Source organism: Micromonospora vinacea, from assembly GCF_015751785.1.
Classification (GTDB): domain Bacteria; phylum Actinomycetota; class Actinomycetes; order Mycobacteriales; family Micromonosporaceae; genus Micromonospora; species Micromonospora vinacea.
The window spans coordinates 6,283,277-6,300,391 of sequence record NZ_JADOTY010000001.1; the positions used below are offsets into that span (position 1 = coordinate 6,283,277).

Here is a 17,115-nt window from a genome sequence, read left to right on the forward strand (position 1 = left end):
CAATCATGTCACGCGCCCGGTTCGGCAGTATCGACCGCGGGCGGGACCCGGGCGGGTAGGCGCAGGCCGGACATGCCGCCGTCCACCGGCAGCGACGAACCGGTCACCGACCCGGTCGCGGGCGAGGCGAGGTAGACGACGGCGGCGGCCACCTCGTCGGCGGTCACCAGGCGGCCGGTCGGCTGCCGGGCGGCCAACTGCCGCTTCTCGGCGGTCGGGTCGGCCGCGCCGGCGAGCAGGCGGGCCACCCAGGGCGTGTCGACGGTGCCGGGGGCGACACAGTTGACCCGGACACCCTCGGTCACCAGGTCGGCGGCCATGGCGAGGGTGAGGGCGTGCACGGCGCCCTTCGACGCCGAGTACAGGGCGCGTTTGGGCAGGCCGACGGTCGCCGCGATCGAGGAGATGTTGACGATCGCGGCGGACGACGACCGGCGCAGGTACGGCAGGGCGACGGCGCTGGTTCGGGCCACGCCGGAGACGTTGACGTCGAGTACCCGGCTCCACTGCTCGTCGTCGTCCTCCTCCACGGTGCCCACGGCCGAGATGCCGGCGTTGTTCACCAGGATGTCGATGCCGCCGAACGCCTCCGCGACCGAGGCGACGGCCGCGCTGAGGCTGGACCGTTCGGCCACGTCCGCCCGGACGCCGAGTACGCCGGGATCCTCCGGCAACCCGGCCAGTTCCAGGTCCAGGACACCCACCCGGGCACCGGCGGCGGCGAACGCCCGCACGCAGGCAAGCCCGATCCCCGACCCGCCTCCGGTCACCACCGCCACGAGGCCGTCACACCGCATGCTGCTTTCCCCTTCCGAGTGGTCCGCTGAGGTGACGCACCGCCGTCGACGAGGCCGTGCGGTAGTGCGTGTCGAGGTTCGTCAGACCCATGCCGGCCCGTCCGGGTACGCGTAGTTGGCGAGGCTCTCCGGACGCATCGCGGCGGAGAACCCCGGGGCGCTGGGCACCACGTAGTGCCCGTCCTTGATCACCACCGGGTCGACGAAGTGCTCGTGCAGGTGGTCGACGTACTCGACGACCCGGTGTCGCATCGAACCGGACACCGCCACGAAGTCGAACATCGACAGGTGTTGCACCAGCTCGCACAGGCCGACTCCCCCGGCGTGCGGGCATACCGGCACCCCGTACTTCACGGCCAGCAGCAGGATGGCGACGTTCTCGTTCACGCCCGCCACCCGGCACGCGTCGATCTGCACGACGTCGACGGCGTCGGCCTGGAGCAGCTGTTTGAACACGACCCGGTTCGCGACGTGCTCGCCGGTGGCGACCCGGATCGGCCCGCCGTCGGGTGCGCTGGTGGCCAGGGCGGAACGGATCGCCGCGTGGGCGAGCACGTCGTCGGGGCTGGTCGGCTCCTCGATCCACCACGGGTCGTACGGCGCCAGCTCCCGCATCCGCTCGACCGCCTCGGCGACGTCCCAGCGCTGGTTGGCGTCGAGCGCGATCCGGATCTGCGGGCCGACCGCCTCGCGGGCGATCTTCAGGCGGCGCACGTCGTCGGCGGCGTCCGCGCCCACCTTCAGCTTGATCTGCGTGAACCCGTCGGCCACGGCCTGCCGGGCCAGCCGGACCACCTTGTCGTCGGAGTAGCCGAGCCAGCCGGGTGACGTGGTGTACGCGGGGTAGCCCCGCTCGGTCAGCCGGGCGATCCGGTCGGCCCGGCCCGGCTCGGCGGCGCGCAGGATCTCCAACGCCTCGTCGGGAGTGAGGGCGTCGGTGAGGTATCGCCAGTCGACCAGGTCGACGATCTGCTCGGGGCTGAGGTCGGCCAGGTAGCGCCAGACCGGCTTGCCCGCTCTCTTGGCGACCAGGTCCCACATCGCGTTGATGACCGCTGCGGCAGCCAGGTGCATCACGCCCTTCTCCGGGCCGAGCCAGCGCAGCTGCGAGTCCTGGGTGAGCGAGCGGGCGAACGCACCGAGGTCCACGGTGTCCGGGTCGAGGCCGACCACGTACGGCACCAGCGCGTCGATGGCCGCCCGGCAGACGTCGTTGCCCCGCCCGATGGTGAAGGTGAATCCGTGCCCGTCCGGGCCGTCGTCGGTGCTCAACACCAGGTACGCGGCCGAGTAGTCGGGGTCGGGGTTCATCGCGTCGGAGCCGTCGAGGTCCCGCGAGGTCGGGAACCGGACGTCGTACGTGTCGACCGAGGTGATCACCGCCATCAGGCGTCCCGGAGCGTGTTGCGCTGCCGGCCGAGGCCGTCGATCTCGACCTCCATCACGTCGCCGACGGCCAGGTACGGGAACCGGCCGGAGAGCGCCACCCCCTGCGGGGTGCCGGTGTTGATGACGTCGCCCGGGTCCAGGACCGTGTACTGGGACAGGTGCCAGATCAGGTACGCCACGTCGAAGATCATGTCTTTGGTGCTGGAGTCCTGGCGGGGCTCGCCGTTGACCCAGGAGCGCAGCCGCAGTGCCTGCGGGTCGCCGATCTCGTCGGCGGTGACCAGCCACGGGCCGAGCGGTTGGAACGTCTCGCAGGACTTGCCCTTCGACCACTGGCCGCCGGAGACCGCGAGTTGGAAGTCCCGTTCGGAGACGTCGTTGGACAGCACGTACCCGGCGATGTGCCCGAGGGCGTCGGCCGGTGAGGCGAGGTAGCGGGCCGTCCGGCCGATCACCACCGCCAACTCCACCTCCCAGTCGGTCTTCGTCGATCCGCGCGGGATCAGGACCTCGTCGTACGGGCCGATGACGGTGTTGGGCGCCTTGTAGAAGATGATCGGATCGGTCGGTGGCGCCGCGCCCGACTCGGCGGCGTGCGCCGCGTAGTTCTGCCCCACGCAGAGCACCACGCCGGGCCGGGCGATCGGTGCGCCGACCCGCTGACCGGTGACGTCGATCTCGGGCAGGTCGGTGGCCTCGCGGACCCGCCGGACGCCGTCGCCGGCGAGGAACTCGCCGTCGATGTCGGCGGTGAGCGGCGAGAGGTCGAAGTGCCGCCCATCGACGTACAGAACGGGACGTTCCCGCCCCACGGGCCCGACACGCATGAGTCTCACGAACCAACCTCCAGTGCATAGGTACGAATTGCCGTGCCGGCCAGGACGTCTGCCCGCTCGGTGGCCGACAGCTCCCCCAGGCTGGCGTCGATCGCCGTCCACGCCTCGGCGTACGAGGCGACGAGGTCGCAGACGGGCCAGTCCGAGCCGGCCATCAGCCGGTGCGGTCCGAACAGCTCCAGCGCGATGTCGACGTACGGCCGGATGTCGGCCACCCGCCACCCGGGGCCGGCCTCGGTGAGCAGCCCGGAGAGCTTCGCGACGACGTTGTCGCAGCCGGCCAGGTCGCGTACCGCCGTGCGCCACTCGGCGAGGCCGGCGGCGGCGATCCTCGGCTTGCCCAGGTGGTCGAGGACGAAGGTGGTGCCCGGCGTGGCCCGCGCGGCCTCGGCGCAGCCGGTCAGCTGTCCGACGTGGACGACCAGGTCGAAGGTGAGGCCGGCGGCCCCGATCGCCGCGAGGGCGGCACGGACGTCGGAGCGGGCCAGGTGCCCGGGGTCGGCGACGCCCTGCACCTGGTCGCGGAGCCCGACCAGCTTCGTCGCGCCGGGCAGCTCGCGGTAGCCGGCGAGGGTGGCGGCGATCGCCGGGTCGGTGAGCGACGTCCAGCCGACCACGCCGGCGATCCGGGGCGTGATCGCGGCGTTTGCCAGGAACTCGGCGGTCTCCTCGGCGTCGCAGCGGCCCGCCTCGACCAGCACGGTGGCTGTCACCCCGGCCTCGTTCAGCTGGGGTACGAGGTCGGCGATGGTGTAGTCGCGCCGGATCGCCTCCAGACCCGGTGCGGCCAGCCACTGGTAGTCGGCGGTCCACAGGTGGTGGTGCGCGTCGATGATCACGGCGTCGGCACCTCGCTCGGCAGCAGACCCTCGGCCTTGAGATCGGCCCAGAGGGCGCCGGGCACGTCCCACTCGAACATCGCCACGTTGTCGGCGATCTGCTCCGGGTCCCGGGCGCCGACCACCACGCTGGCGACGGCCGGGTGCCCGAGCGGAAACTGGATCGCCGCGGCCCGCAGTGGCACGCCGTGCCGCTCGCACACCGACCGGATCGCGGTGGCCCGGTCGAGCAGCCCCTGCGCGGCCGGGGCGTAGTCGTAGTGGGCGCCCGGTGTCGGGTCGGCAAGCAGGCCCGAGTTGTAGACGCCGGCGGCGATGATCGCGATCCCCTTCGCATGAGCCAGCGGCAGCAGCTCGTGGAGGCCGGACTGGTCGAGCAGCGTGTACCGGCCGGCGAGCATGAAGCAGTCGAAGTCGCCCGCGTGGGCCAGCTCGACCAGCGCCGGGGCCTGGTTCATCCCGGCGCTGACCGCGCCGATCTCGCCGGCCTCCCGCAACTGGGCCAACGCCGGGTACGCCCCGGCGACCGCCTCGGCGAGGTGGTCGTCGGGGTCGTGGATGTGCGCGATGTCGATCCGGTCCAGCCCCAACCGGGCCAGGCTCTCCGTGTGGGAACGACGTACTCCGGAGGCGGAGAAGTCGAACTGCGGCGTGAGGTCGGCCGGCTCGGCCCAGAACTCCTGCCGGTCACCACCGTCGGGGACGAGCAGCCGGCCCACCTTGGTGGAGAGGGTGAACGCGTCGCGCGGCTTGTCGGCGAGGACCGCCCCGGCGCGCCGCTCGGAGAGGCCGCAGCCGTAGAGCGGGGCAGTGTCGAAATATCGGAGCCCGAGATCCCAGGCCGCCTCGACGGTGGCGTGGGCCACCTCGTCACCAACGGCGTCGAACATTCCACCGATCGGGGCGAGCCCCAGCCCGAGCCGGGTCACCGCCACGTCGGTACGCCCCAGGGTCACTGGTTCGGTGGCCTTCACGCGACGACCCCCTGCCCGTCATGGATGAACCGGATCACCGACTGACTCATCCGGTCGTAGTCGTGGTCGTTGTCCAGTTCACCAACAATGGCGAACTCCCGCATCACCGCGATCCGGTCGGCGAGGGTGACCATCTCCGGCAGGTCCGACGAGATCAGCAGGATGGCCATTCCGCGCGCGGCCAGGCCGGCGATCAACTCGTGGAAGGCGGCTTTGGTGCGCACGTCGATGCCGACGGTGGGCTCGTCGATGATGAGCACGTCGCAGTCGGCCGCCAGCCACTTGGCCAGGCTGACCTTCTGCTGGTTGCCGCCGGAGAGCTGACCGGCGTGCTGGTCGGGCGAGGCGAGTCGGATGCCCAGCCGATCGGCGTACTCGTCGACCAGCAGCCGCTCGGAGCGGTCGCGGACCAGTCCCAGCCGGGCCAACTTGCGCCACACCGTCACCGCCGTGTTGCGGGCCACGGTCTGGTCGAGGAAGAGGCCCTCCTCCTTGCGGTTCTCGGTGACGTAGCCGATCCGGTACCGGTGCAGGGCATCGCCCACGTCCCGGATCTGAGCCGGACGGCCGTGTACCCGCACCTCCCCCGCGGTGATCCGGTCGAGACCGAGCAGCGCCTTGGCCAGCTCGCTGCGGCCCGCACCGACCAACCCGTACAGGCCGACGATCTCACCGGGGCGGACGGCGAGGCTGACGTCGTGGTGGCCGGCGGTGGTGGCGACGGCATCGAGGGCCAGCGCCGGTTCGACGTCCGCCGCGACGGTCCGGGCGGCGAGGTGCACCTGCTGGTACGCCCGGCCGACCATCAGGTCGACGATCTCCTCGCGGGTGTGGTCGGCGAGGGGTTCCGCCTCGGCGACGCTGCGCCCGTCGCGCAGCACTGTCACCGTGTCGGCGACCGCGAAGACCTCCTCCAGCTTGTGGCTGACCAGCACGGTGGCATGACCCCGCTCGGACAGCCGACGCACGATGCCGTAGAGCCGGTCGGCCTCGTCGTTGGTCAGCGACGCGGTCGGTTCGTCGAGCAGCAGCACTGTCGAGTCCGCCGACAACGCCTTGGCGATCTCCACCAGTTGCAGCTGGGCCACCGACAGCCGCGACACCGGCAGGTCGGGGTCCAGGTCAAGGTCGAGCAGGTCGAGGCAACGACGGGCCTCGGTACGCAGCGCCGCCCGGTCGAGCAGGCCGGCGCGGCGGGGCAGGTGTTGCAGGCAGATGTTCTCGGCGACGCTGAACGCCGGGATCAGGTTCCGCTCCTGGTGCACGACACCGATGCCGGCCCGCTGGGCGTCCTGCGGGTTGCCCAGCTGCACCGCGCGCAGCTCGCCGTCGGGCCCGGGCAGCCGCAACTGCCCACCGTCCGGTCGGTACACCCCGGTCAGGATCTTGATCAGGGTGCTCTTGCCGGCGCCGTTCTCGCCGAGCAGCGCGTGCACGCTGCCGGCGGTCAGGGTCAGCGTCGCCTCGTCCAGGGCGCGTACTCCTGGGAACGTCTTGACCAGTTTCTCGGCGGACAGCACGACGCTCATCGTGGACCTCCGGAGAGCTTGTCGCGGAACTGACCGAGCAGCACCGCGCCGAGGACGACCGCGCCGATGATGAGGTCCACCCACCGTCGGTTGATGTCGAACTGCGACTGGCTGACGTCGACCAGCCGAACGAGGAAGGCGGCGAGCACCGTGCCGGTCACGCTGATCATGCCGCCGGCCAGGGCCACCCCGCCGATGATCGGCGCGGCGAAGCTGGGCAGCAGCAGGTCGTCGCCGATCGAGGCGTTCACCGAGCCGAAGGCGGCCACCACGATCACCGCGGCGAAGCCGGCCAGCAGCCCCGACAGGGTGTGGGCCAGCACCAGCGCCCGGTCGTTGGAGATGCCCGACAGCCGGGCGGCGAACGGGTTGCCGCCGGAGGCGAGCAGGTGCCGTCCGGGCACTGTGCGTCGGAAGAAGAGGGCGACCGCGACGGCGACCGCGACCGCCAGCAGGAAGACCACTGGTACGCCGGCCACTGACGCCTGCCCGAACTCGCGCAGGCCGGGCGAGTAGCCCTGATAGGTGCCGGTGCCGTTCACCCCGTACCGCAGCCCTTCGAGGATCGTCATGGTGGCGAGGGTGACGATGAACCCGTTGATCCGGGTGAAGATCACCAACAGGCCGTTGACCAGTCCGACGACGGCGCCGAGGGCCAGCGCGGCGAGCACCGCGACCGGGGCGGGCAGCCCGGCGTCGACCATCAGCCAGCCCGAGGCCACCGCACAGAAGCCGGTGAGCACGCCCACCGAGAGGTTCATCTGACCGACGGCGAGCACCACCATCTGGGCCAGGCCGATGACGATCGGCAGGGCGAGGAAACGCAGGAAGGCGTCCAGGGTGCCGGCGGTGAGCAGGTTGAAGTCGGTGGCGACAGCGAGTGCCGCGAACCCGAGCGCCGCGATCACCGCGAGGGTGAACTCGTTGGTCCGGATCACGCTCCTCATGATGATGACACCGCCCTTCGCTCGGCGAGCACGGCCCGTAGCCGGTCCAGCGACAGCGCCGCGAGCAGCACGAGTCCGATGTAGAGCTTCAGCTCCTCCAGGGAGAACTGGAGCAGGTTGAGGCCCTTGTAGATGACCTGGGTGAGGGTCGCGCCGAGCGCGGTGCCGAGGACGCTGACCGCACCACCGGCGAGCAGCGTCCCACCGAGCACCGGGGCCAGGAACGACGGCAGCAGGAACGACTCCCCGATGTTGGCGGAGAAGGCGCCGTTGTTGGCGGCGAGCAGGAACCCGGCCAGTGCGGCGAGCAGCCCGCTCAACGCGTGCGCGGCGACGACCCGGCGGTGCGTGGGGATGCCGGACAGCTCGGCGGCGACCGTGTTGGAGCCGGTCATCAGGATCTCCCGGCCCAGCCGGGCGTGCCGGAACAGCAACCCGACACCGAGCGCCGCGGCGACCGCGATCGGCACGACCAGCGGGATCCGGGGCCCGCAGACCTCACCCATGCAGTAGTCGGCGAAGGTGTCGAAGCGCAGGGCGGACAGCCCACTCGGCTGCACCGCGAACGACACCCCGCCGGTCGCCCAGGTGTAGAGGATCGTGACCAGGCCCAGCAGCCCGAAGTCGAGCGCGAGGGTGACCACGAAGGAGTTCACACCGGTCTTGGCGATGAGCAGGCCGGCGAGCGCGCCGATGCCCGCCCCGACGGCGAGACCCACGAGCAGTCCGACCAGCAGTGGGACGCCGAGCCGGTCGTACGCCAGGCCCATCGCGAAGGTGGACAGCGCGGCCATCCGGCCCACTGCCATGTTCATGTGCCCGAGCGAGAGCACGGCGAGCTGGGCGAGACCGACCACGACGTACACGCTGATGTCGGCCTGTAGCGGTGCCAGGGTGAGGCGGGGGTCGAGGAACGCGGGGGTGAGCGACGAGAAGAGGACGACCAGCACGGCGATGACGATGAGCAGCCCGAGCCGGGGGTTCGCCCAGACCGGCAGGGCCCTGGCCGGCGGCCTTGGCTCCGCGGCCGGAGGCACCGCCGGCGCCTCCGGCGCTGTTTCCGTCTTCACGCCACCCTCCTGTCCTCGATCGCGTCGCGGTCCCAGTCGATGCCGAGGCCCGGCTCGGCGGGGGCGAGCGCGTGGCCGTCGACGATCGCGATCTCGGTCCGGGTGATCGCGCGCAGTTGCGGGATGTGCTCGACGTAGCGGCTGTTCGGCACGGCCGCGCAGAGGCTCACGTGCAGTTCCATCAGGAAGTGCGGGCAGACCACCACGTTGCACGCCTCGGCCAGGTGGGCCACCTTCAGCCACGGGGTGATGCCACCGATGCGCGCGACGTCGACCTGGACGACGCCGGCCGCCTGCCGGCGTAGGTACTCGGCGAACTGGCCGATCGAGTACATCGACTCCCCCACCGCCACCGGGATGCTCGTGGCGCGGGCCAGCAGCTCGTGCCCGGCGACGTCATCGGCGGGCAGCGGCTCCTCGAACCAGGCGAGCTGGTGCGGTTCGAGCAGCCGGGCCCGGCGGATCGCCTCGGCGGCGGTCAGCGACTGATTGGCGTCGACCATCACGTCGAAGTCGTCGCCGAGGGCCGCCCGGACCGCGCCGATGCGAGCGGCGTCCTCGGCCGGGTTGGGCTTGCCGACCTTCAGCTTGACGCCGGGCCAGCCGGCCGCCTGGGACGCCTTCGCGCCGGCGACCAGCTCGTCCTCGGTGAGGTGCAGCCAGCCACCCTCGGTGTCGTACAACGGGATGCGGTCCTTCGCGCCGCCGGCGAGCACCCACAGCGGCAGGCCGGCGGCACGGGCGCGCAGGTCCCACAGCGCGGTGTCGATCGCGGCGAGCGCCAACGAGGTGATGGCTCCGACCGCTGTGGCGCGGGTGGCGGCGTGCAGGTCCCTCCAGACCGCCTCCACCCGGGCGGCATCTCGGCCGACCAGGTGCGGCAGCAGGTAGTCGCGCAGCAGTGCGAGCACCGCCGTGCCGCCGGTCCCGATCGTGTACGCGTACCCCGTGCCGTGCCCGCCGTCGGCCGTGCGCACCTCGACGAAGAGCGTCTCCTGCTTGAGGAACGCCTGTACCGCGTCGGTGCGGACGGTCTCGACGGGAATGTCGACGAGGTACGCCTCGGCCCTGGTGATGGTCGACATCAGCTGCACTTGAGCAGGTCGCCGTCGAACTTCTTCCGCAGCGCCTCGGTGGCGGAGGTGCGGTCGGCCTCGTAGCCGTCCAGGTTGTCAGTGGTCACCACGAACGAGCCCGAGTCGATTGTCACTCCGGGTTCGGCCATGGTGCAGCCGCCGCTGAGCTTCATCAGGGCGTACGAGCCGACCTGGGCCTGACCGACCGGGTTCTGCAGGACGGTGGCGGCCACCGAGCCGCCGCGCAGCCCGTCGAGGACCGTCGGGTCGTCGTCGATGGCGATGACCTTGATGGGCAGCTTCGACTGGCGGACGCCCTCGGCCGAGGCGACCGCCGGGTTGTAGGCGGTGTTCACGATCGCCTGGATCTGGCGGCCCTTCGCGGCGAGGAGGTCGGCCACTGCCCTCTGCGCGCTCTGCAGATCCTTGTCGATGTCGGTGACGCTCTGGAGCAGTGTTACCTTGCCACCGGTTTCGGCGACCGCCTTCTCCACGCCCGCGATCCGGCGCTGGGTGTTGGAGTCGACCTTGTTCCCGGTCAGGTGCACCAGGTTGCCCTGACCGCCCATCGCGTCGATGGCGGCCTTGGCGCCCTTGTAGGCGGCGACCTCCACGTCCGTGGAGAGGCAGAAGTCGGCCTTGTTGGCCCCGGCCGGGCAGGAGGCCAGCGAGCCGACGGGGAAGCCCTGCCGCTTGAGGTCCTCGAAGGTGGAGTTGATGTTGTCCGGTGAGACGCCGAAGACGCCGAAGGCGTTGTAGCCCTGCGCTGCCAGGGACTTGAGCACGTCGTTCTGCTTGGTCTGGTCCCAGCCCGCGGTCTCGTTGAAGGTGACGTCGCCGAGAGCCAGCTCCGTCTTGGCCTTGGCCCCGGCGTCCTTCCAGGGCTGGAAGTACGGGTGCGAGCCGCCGGGCACGAGCGCGACCTTGACCTGCGCCGGTTCCCGGCCACCGGCTTCGGCGTCGGCGGTGTCGCTCTTCTTCGTGCAGGCCACAGTGGTCGTGGCGAGGGCCACGACGGTCAGGCCGGAGCCGATTCGGGACAGCATTCTGCGCGACATGTTCGTCTCCTCGGGGGTGGTGGTGGCGAGACGGTGGCGGAGGAACCTATTTCCTATAGGATGTTGCTTTGCTAGTGTGTACTCGCTCACACCGGCACAGTCAAGGGGTTGCTGAGGAGACGAGATGGCCCAGCAGGAACCTCGCGAGGGTCGACTCCGTCCCGCCCGTCGACTCACCCTCACCGAGGACGTCTACGAGTCGATAAAGACGCTCGTCATGGACCACATCCTTCCCCCCGGCGAACGGGTCAACATCGACGCGCTCGCCCGGGAGCTGGACGTCTCCCCCACCCCGGTCCGCGAGGCCCTCGCCCGGCTGGAGGCCGACGGCCTGGTCCGTAAACGCCCGCTCTCCGGCTACACCACCACACCGCTGCTGAGCCGCGCCGAGTTCGACGACCTGTTCGACGTCCGCCAACTGCTGGAGGGCGCCACCGCCGGACGGGCCGCCACGCACGCCTCCGCCGAAGCGCGCCAACGGATCAGCATCGAGGCGGCGGCGAGCATCGACGTGGAGGCCGGCGACGGCTATCGCCGACACGCCGCCTTCACCGCGCTGGACGCGAAGTTCCACGACCTGATCGCCGAGGTCTCCGGCAGCCCCCTGCTGCGGGACACCATCACGCGGCTGCACTCACACCTGCACCTGCACCGGCTGTACTTCCCGGTCGCCGGCGCGCCCGACACCAACACCGAGCACCAGCGCATCGCCGCCGCCATCGTCGCGGGCGACGCGGCAGCCGCCACCCAGGCGATGCGCGCCCACCTCAGCGCCGCCCGGGAGCGCCACCTGCCCGCCTTCGACCAGCTCCCCACCCCCGGAACACCGCGCGACTCGGCGTGACCCACCCCCACAGATCCGAGGAGCCGCCATGCGGATCGCCCTCTTCATCACCTGCGTCAACGACCTCGCGTTCCCGGCCACCGGCATCGCTGTCACCCGCATCCTGCGGCGACTCGGCCACACCGTCGACTTTCCGGCCGACCAGACCTGTTGCGGGCAGATGCACGCCAACACTGGTTACCGGGCCGAGGCCATGCCGATGGTGCGCAACTACGTCGACGTCTTCGACTCCTACGACGCCATCGTCGCGCCGTCCGGGTCGTGCACCGCGATGATCCGCGACCAGTACCCGCGCCTGCACCCGCCCGCCACCTCGGTGGCCGCCCGCACGTACGAGCTGTCCGAACTGCTCGTCGACGTCCTCGGCGTCACCGACGTCGGCGCCGAGTTCCCGGAGACGGTCACCTACCACCCCACCTGCCACGGCCTGCGGATGCTGCGCCTCGGCGACCGGCCGCTGACCCTGCTGCGCCAGGTACGCGGGATCAAGCTGGTCGAGCTGGCCGACGCCGAGGAGTGCTGCGGTTTCGGCGGCACGTTCGCCCTGAAGAACCCGGACGTCTCCACCGCGATGCTCACCGACAAGTGCGCCCGGGTCCGCGACACCGGCGCGCGGGTGCTCGCCGCGGCCGACAACTCCTGCCTGGCGCACATCGGCGGCGGCCTCGACCGCCACCGCTCTGGCGTACGGGCCGTGCACTACGCCGAGATTCTCGCCGAGACGGGAGCCGCCTCATGAGCCATCCGGTCGCACCCGCCACCGGGAGCGGGCGGATCCGCACGCCGCTGCCGTTCCCCACCGCCGCCAAGCCGGCCGTCGCCGACACGCAACTCCGGGCCAACCTGCACCGGGCCACCCGCACCATCCGCGCCAAGCGAGCCCGGGTCGTCGACGAGGTACCCGACTGGGAAGCCCTGCGGGACGCCGGCTCGGCGATCAAGGCGGACGTCCAACGTCGCCTGCCGGAGCTCCTGGAGCAGTTCGAGGCGTCCGCCACCGCCGCCGGCGCCACAGTGCACTGGGCCCGCGACGCGGCCGAGGCGTGCCGGATCGTTGTCGCGTTGACCCGGGCCGCCGGGGCCGACGAGGTCGTGAAGGTCAAGTCGATGGCGACCCAGGAGATCGAGCTCAACGAGGCGCTGGAGGCCGCCGGGATCGCCGCGTACGAGACCGACCTGGCGGAACTGATCGTGCAGCTCGGCGACGACACCCCCTCGCACATCCTGGTGCCGGCGATCCACTACAACCGGGCCCAGATCCGGGAGATCTTCCAGCGTCGCATGGCCGACGCGCCGGCCGACCTGAGCGACGAACCGGCCGCGCTGGCCGAGGCGGCCCGCGCCCACCTGCGACGGCGTTTCCTCTCGGCCCGGGTCGCCGTCTCCGGCGCCAACTTCGCCGTCGCCGACACCGGCACGCTCGTGGTGGTCGAGTCCGAGGGCAACGGCCGCATGTGCCTCACCCTCCCCGAGACGCTGATCAGCGTCGTCGGCGTCGAGAAGCTGCTGCCGACCTTCACCGACCTGGAGGTCTTCCTGCAACTGCTGCCCCGATCCTCGACCGGCGAGCGGATGAACCCGTACACCTCGATGTGGACCGGCGTCACCCCCGGCGACGGCCCGCAGGACGTGCACATCGTGCTCGTCGACAATGGCCGCTCCGCGGTGCTCGCCGACCCGGTCGGGCGGCCGGCGCTGTCCTGCATCCGCTGCTCCGCGTGCCTCAACGTCTGCCCGGTGTACGAGCGGGCCGGCGGGCACGCGTACGGCTCGGTGTATCCGGGGCCGATCGGGGCGATCCTGTCGCCGCAGCTCACCGGCGTGGCTGACAATGCCTCGCTGCCGTACGCGTCGACCCTCTGCGGCGCCTGCTACGACGTGTGCCCCGTGAAGATCAACATTCCAGAGATCCTGGTCCACCTCCGCCAGCAGGCACCGCACCCGCCGGCCGAACGGGCCGCCATGCGCGTCCTGGCCTGGGTGATGCGCAGCCCCCGGCGCTGGGCGGCCGCCCTGCGCCTGGCCCGGACCGGCGCGGGGCCGCTCGGGGCGTACCGTGAGCGGCGCACCGGCGCTCGGACGCTGCGGCGACTGCCCTGGCCCGCGTCGGCGTGGACCCGGTCGCGCGACCTGCCGCTGCCCGCGCCGCAGACCTTCCGGGAATGGTGGGGTAAGCAGTGAGCGCACGTGACGAGATCCTGGCGCGGCTGCGGACGGCCCTGGCCGACAGCCCGCCGCCGGTGCAGGTGCCCCGCCGGTACCGCCGGGTCGACGACCGCGCCGACCTGATCGCGGCCCTGGTCGACCGCCTGGAGGACTACCGGGCTGTCGTCCACACTGGCATCGACGCCCTACCCCGCCTGCTCAGTGGGATCGACCGGCTCGCCGTCCCCACCGACGTCCCCGCCGACTGGCTGGCCGGCTACGCCGGAGAGCTGCACCGCGACGCGCCCCCGCTGTCACCGGCCGCGCTCGACGACCTGGACGCGGTCCTGACCGGCTGCGCCGTGGCGGTGGCCGACACCGGCACCATCATCCTCGACGCCGGCCCTGCACAGGGTCGGCGCGCGCTCACCCTGGTGCCCGACCGGCACATCTGCGTCGTCCGCACCGACCAGGTCGTCGGTCTGCTGCCGGAGGCGCTGACCCGGCTGGACCCGCGCGCGCCACAGACCTGGATCTCCGGCCCGTCCGCGACCAGCGACATCGAGCTCAACCGCGTCGAGGGAGTGCACGGCCCGCGCCGGCTGGAGGTCGTCCTGATCGGCTCAGGAGCCTGACGACGGCACCTGCTCGTCAGTGCGGGTCTCGCCCGCCGTCGCGCGCAACGGAATGTCGCGCACGTTGAGCAGCATGACGATGCCCACGCCGACCACCAGGGCGATGTCCGCGACGTTGCCGACGAAGAACCCGGCGTAGTCGATGAAGTCCACCACGTGCCCGCGGGCGAACCCCGGCTCCCGGAAGAGGCGGTCCAGCAGGTGCGTCGCCGCGCCGCCGAGCACCAGGCCCAACGCCACAGCCCAGGCGCGCGACGTGACCCGCCGCGCCACGACCGTCACCGCGACCACCGCCGCCGCCGCGAACACCGCGAAGATCCAGGTGTACGCGGACCCGATCGAGAAGGCGGCGCCCGGGTTGTACACGAGTCGCAGTTGCAGCAGGTCACCGAGAACGGTGATGGTCTGCCCGCCGGAGAGCGCGGACTCGGCCCAGTACTTGGTGAGCTGATCCGCGGCGAGCACCACGGCAGCGATCAACACGACGGCGCGGAACATCCCGGAACCCTAACCGGTCACCGGCGACCGTCACCACCGACGCCTGATCACCGAGCACGGCCAGCATCGCGTAGCAGTCCCTGGCATGGCCTTCCCCGCGCCGACCGGTTCACTCTCGCAACGGGGCAGGCAGTGCCCGGTCAAGCTGCCGGCACGCCTCGACTGGTTTGCGGTAACGGGGTTGCCAAGCGGTCACCCGGTATCCCGCCATCTCATACAACCGAACGCTGTTGTTCGGATTCTCCGCGACCGTGCTGAGTCGGGCCGTCGAAACTCCCGCTTCCGCCAAAATGCGGAGCGTGCGCCTCATCACCGCCAGACCGACGCCCCGCCGGCGCCACGCGGCGCCTACGGCAACCCACGGCGTCAGGGCGCTGCCGTCGGCCTGCAACTCGTTCACCACGACCGCCGCGATGTAATTCCCCGCCCAGACGACGCACCAGATGTCGATGTCCTGGACGTCGCGGAGGTACTCCTCGTAGGTCCTGGGCCGGTAGCCGTCGCGTGTTCCCGCGAAGCACTCCTCGATCACCTGGTGGATCTGGGGGTGGTGGGCAGCCTCGACCGGACGCTGGGTGAGCCCTTCCGGCAGCCGAATGTCGCCGTCCGGTAGACCGTTCAGGTCGTGGGCCATTTCCACGGCCGTGAACGCGACCCGGTAGCCGTGAGCTGTCAGCAGTGCCAGATTGCCCGGTTGGTGCTCGCCCACGTTCGCGCCGAAGACGCTTCGGCCGCCGACCGGCCTGCTGCCGTCGAACTCGATGGCTTGTGCCTCCTGCCACCGCAGCATGGCGCTGCCGATGCCCCGTCGGCGCCATGCTGGTTCCACACATCCACTCAGCAGGTAGACCCGGGTGTCGGCCACTTCGGACCACCAGTCCATCCAGGTGAAGCCGACAGTTCGCCCTGAGTCGGCTTGGGCGATCAGACAGAACGGGTGTACGCCGTTGGGGTCGTCGCTGGTATCGGGACCGGGCAGCCAGAGATCGCCGTCGGCCCGGTGCACCTCGGCACGGACGGCCTGGACGCCGGCAATGTCATCGGCACCCCCATAGCGCCGCATCGTGACGCCGGCCTGCGCCAATGAACCGAACTGCTCGACCGCCACTGTCCCGCCTTCTCCGTGCCACCGCTGCGGAGGACCGCACGCCCGGTCATCGCGACGACCGCCGCACCCGCGCTACGGACCGCTGCTCTCGATGTTAAGACGTACACGCCCCCGCTGCTCCCAACCTGCTCCCCCTAGGTCGGGCTCGCACCGCGCCGCCGACCGATCGTGAACTGCCGGTCCATGTTCTCGGTCCCGACGGATGCGAGGCTGGACGCGTGGCTTCCGGATCGACGTACATGTGGACAACCCCGGCTGCCCGGCGGCTTGGTACGCACCTTGAACGCGTCGGTGTATCTGGAGACCGGCGAAAGCGCGGTGGAGTGTTACGGAACCGCCAGTCCCTGAGCCGGCGCGACGCCCGCCCGCCGGTGACGCCCGTATGAGCTTGGTGTCGGCGTTCGCACCGATCTGGATCCTTACCGCGGTCGGCTACGCGGCCTGTCGTTGGGGCCTGCTGGGCGAGGCGGTGGCGTCGGTGCTCGGCCGGTTCGTGTTCCATCTTGCGATGCCGGCCGCACTGTTCCTAGCCCTGTCCCGGATGCCGCTTTCCGGGTTCGCCGGCCGCTCGCTGCTCGCCTTTGGGGTGAGCACGGCCGCTGTCGTCGGGTTCGGGTGGGTCGGCGCGAGCTGGCTGTTCGGTCGCGAGCCCGGCGAACGGCCGATCTGGGGCATGGCCGCCGGGTACGTGAACTCGGCGAACCTCGGCATCCCGATCGCCACGCAGGTTCTCGGCAACGTGTCGTTCCTGGCGGAGGTGGTGCTGCTTCAGGTGCTGGTGGTGACGCCCGTGATCCTGGTCGCCCTGGACCGGCACAGCGACCCGGCCGGGCGAGTACGGGTCCGCCGCATCGCCTCCCTGCCGGTACGCAACCCTGTGATCCTGGCGTCGCTGCTCGGTGTCGTGTTCTCGGCTGCCGGCCTGCATCTCCCGTCGACGGCCGGCGCGTCGCTCACCCTGCTGTCGGGCGCCGCGGTACCGGCCGCCCTGGTCGCGCTCGGCGCGTCGATGCACCGCACGGTGCCGTCGCGGGCCGAGCCGGTCGCGCTGGCCGTGATCACCGCGCTGAAGCTCGTCGCACAGCCGGTCATCGCGTACGCGGCCGGGCTGGCCTTGGACCTGTCCGCGCCGCAGTTGCTCGCCGTGGTGCTGTGCGCGGGCCTGCCGACAGCGCAGAACACGTTCATCTTCAGCCAGGAGTACGGCGTCGGCGAGGCGGTGGCCAACCGGGCGGTGGTGGTGACCACCACGCTGTCGCTGTTCACCCTGGCCGCGGCGGCGGCGCTGCTCGGGTAGGTCCGTCAGCTGATTCGTCCAGCATCATGGTGAGCCACGCCGACCATGGCGCTCGCGGCTAGCTCTGGACATT

At 71.3% G+C, this 17,115-nt stretch carries 17 protein-coding genes; 5 read left to right on the forward strand and 12 right to left on the reverse strand.

What is annotated here, in order from left to right; all coding sequences use genetic code 11:
• Positions 1–8: 8 nt before the first annotated feature.
• From IW249_RS29365 to IW249_RS29410, 10 genes are all read right to left on the reverse strand, one after another.
• A complete protein-coding gene (locus IW249_RS29365) occupies positions 9–797 on the reverse strand; it encodes an SDR family NAD(P)-dependent oxidoreductase (protein WP_196923746.1) in 789 nt (262 codons plus the stop codon).
• An 81-nt stretch (positions 798–878) separates the two neighbouring features.
• Positions 879–2,183: an enolase C-terminal domain-like protein gene (locus tag IW249_RS29370; RefSeq protein ID WP_196923747.1), complete on the reverse strand. Its 1,305-nt coding sequence runs from the start codon at positions 2,181–2,183 to the stop codon at positions 879–881.
• Positions 2,183–3,022: a fumarylacetoacetate hydrolase family protein gene (locus IW249_RS29375; RefSeq protein ID WP_196923748.1), complete on the reverse strand. Its 840-nt coding sequence runs from the start codon at positions 3,020–3,022 to the stop codon at positions 2,183–2,185. Before IW249_RS29375 ends, IW249_RS29370 begins: the two co-directional genes overlap by 1 nt.
• Positions 3,019–3,861, reverse strand: a complete 843-nt coding sequence (locus IW249_RS29380) for an amidohydrolase family protein (RefSeq protein ID WP_196923749.1) — start codon at positions 3,859–3,861, stop codon at positions 3,019–3,021. Before IW249_RS29380 ends, IW249_RS29375 begins: the two co-directional genes overlap by 4 nt.
• A complete protein-coding gene (locus IW249_RS29385) occupies positions 3,858–4,835 on the reverse strand; it encodes an aldo/keto reductase (protein WP_196923750.1) in 978 nt (325 codons plus the stop codon). Before IW249_RS29385 ends, IW249_RS29380 begins: the two co-directional genes overlap by 4 nt.
• The gene (locus IW249_RS29390; protein WP_196923751.1) at positions 4,832–6,364 is read right to left on the reverse strand and encodes a sugar ABC transporter ATP-binding protein; all 1,533 of its coding nucleotides are present in this window, start codon (positions 6,362–6,364) and stop codon (positions 4,832–4,834) included. The genes IW249_RS29385 and IW249_RS29390 overlap by 4 nt, the downstream gene beginning before the upstream one ends.
• Positions 6,361–7,302 carry an ABC transporter permease gene (locus IW249_RS29395; protein WP_196923752.1) on the reverse strand — a complete coding sequence of 314 codons (942 nt, stop codon included), beginning with the start codon at positions 7,300–7,302 and terminating at the stop codon, positions 6,361–6,363. Before IW249_RS29395 ends, IW249_RS29390 begins: the two co-directional genes overlap by 4 nt.
• A 5-nt stretch (positions 7,303–7,307) precedes the next feature.
• Complete coding sequence (locus tag IW249_RS29400; protein WP_196923753.1) at positions 7,308–8,381, reverse strand: ABC transporter permease; 1,074 nt, start codon at positions 8,379–8,381, stop codon at positions 7,308–7,310.
• A complete protein-coding gene (locus IW249_RS29405) occupies positions 8,378–9,466 on the reverse strand; it encodes a mandelate racemase/muconate lactonizing enzyme family protein (protein WP_196923754.1) in 1,089 nt (362 codons plus the stop codon). Before IW249_RS29405 ends, IW249_RS29400 begins: the two co-directional genes overlap by 4 nt.
• Positions 9,466–10,515 (reverse strand): sugar ABC transporter substrate-binding protein, encoded by a 1,050-nt coding sequence (locus IW249_RS29410; RefSeq protein WP_196923755.1) that lies wholly within the window; start codon positions 10,513–10,515, stop codon positions 9,466–9,468. The genes IW249_RS29405 and IW249_RS29410 overlap by 1 nt, the downstream gene beginning before the upstream one ends.
• Positions 10,516–10,639: 124 nt before the next feature.
• On the opposite strand from IW249_RS29410, the gene IW249_RS29415 reads away from it, so the two are divergent.
• Genes IW249_RS29415 through IW249_RS29430 form a run of 4 tightly spaced genes read left to right on the forward strand, consistent with a single transcriptional unit; the run spans position 10,640 to position 14,139 of the window.
• Positions 10,640–11,359, forward strand: coding sequence for a GntR family transcriptional regulator (locus IW249_RS29415; RefSeq protein WP_196923756.1), 720 nt, complete (start codon positions 10,640–10,642; stop codon positions 11,357–11,359).
• Positions 11,360–11,387: 28 nt separating this feature from the next.
• Positions 11,388–12,098 (forward strand): (Fe-S)-binding protein, encoded by a 711-nt coding sequence (locus tag IW249_RS29420; RefSeq protein WP_196923757.1) that lies wholly within the window; start codon positions 11,388–11,390, stop codon positions 12,096–12,098.
• Positions 12,095–13,540, forward strand: coding sequence for a LutB/LldF family L-lactate oxidation iron-sulfur protein (locus tag IW249_RS29425; RefSeq protein ID WP_196923758.1), 1,446 nt, complete (start codon positions 12,095–12,097; stop codon positions 13,538–13,540). Before IW249_RS29420 ends, IW249_RS29425 begins: the two co-directional genes overlap by 4 nt.
• Positions 13,537–14,139: a LutC/YkgG family protein gene (locus IW249_RS29430; protein WP_196923759.1), complete on the forward strand. Its 603-nt coding sequence runs from the start codon at positions 13,537–13,539 to the stop codon at positions 14,137–14,139. The genes IW249_RS29425 and IW249_RS29430 overlap by 4 nt, the downstream gene beginning before the upstream one ends.
• Here the strand turns inward: IW249_RS29430 and IW249_RS29435 are convergent.
• The gene (locus tag IW249_RS29435) at positions 14,128–14,637 is read right to left on the reverse strand and encodes a signal peptidase II (RefSeq protein ID WP_231392698.1); all 510 of its coding nucleotides are present in this window, start codon (positions 14,635–14,637) and stop codon (positions 14,128–14,130) included. The genes IW249_RS29430 and IW249_RS29435 overlap by 12 nt on opposite strands.
• Before the next feature lie 109 nt (positions 14,638–14,746).
• Entirely contained in the window at positions 14,747–15,745 is a 999-nt protein-coding gene (locus IW249_RS29440; RefSeq protein ID WP_196923760.1) for a GNAT family N-acetyltransferase, read from the reverse strand.
• A 382-nt stretch (positions 15,746–16,127) separates the two neighbouring features.
• Between IW249_RS29440 and IW249_RS29445 the strand changes: the two genes are divergently transcribed.
• Positions 16,128–17,042, forward strand: a complete 915-nt coding sequence (locus IW249_RS29445; protein WP_196923761.1) for an AEC family transporter — start codon at positions 16,128–16,130, stop codon at positions 17,040–17,042.
• The last annotated feature ends 73 nt before the right edge of the window (positions 17,043–17,115 follow it).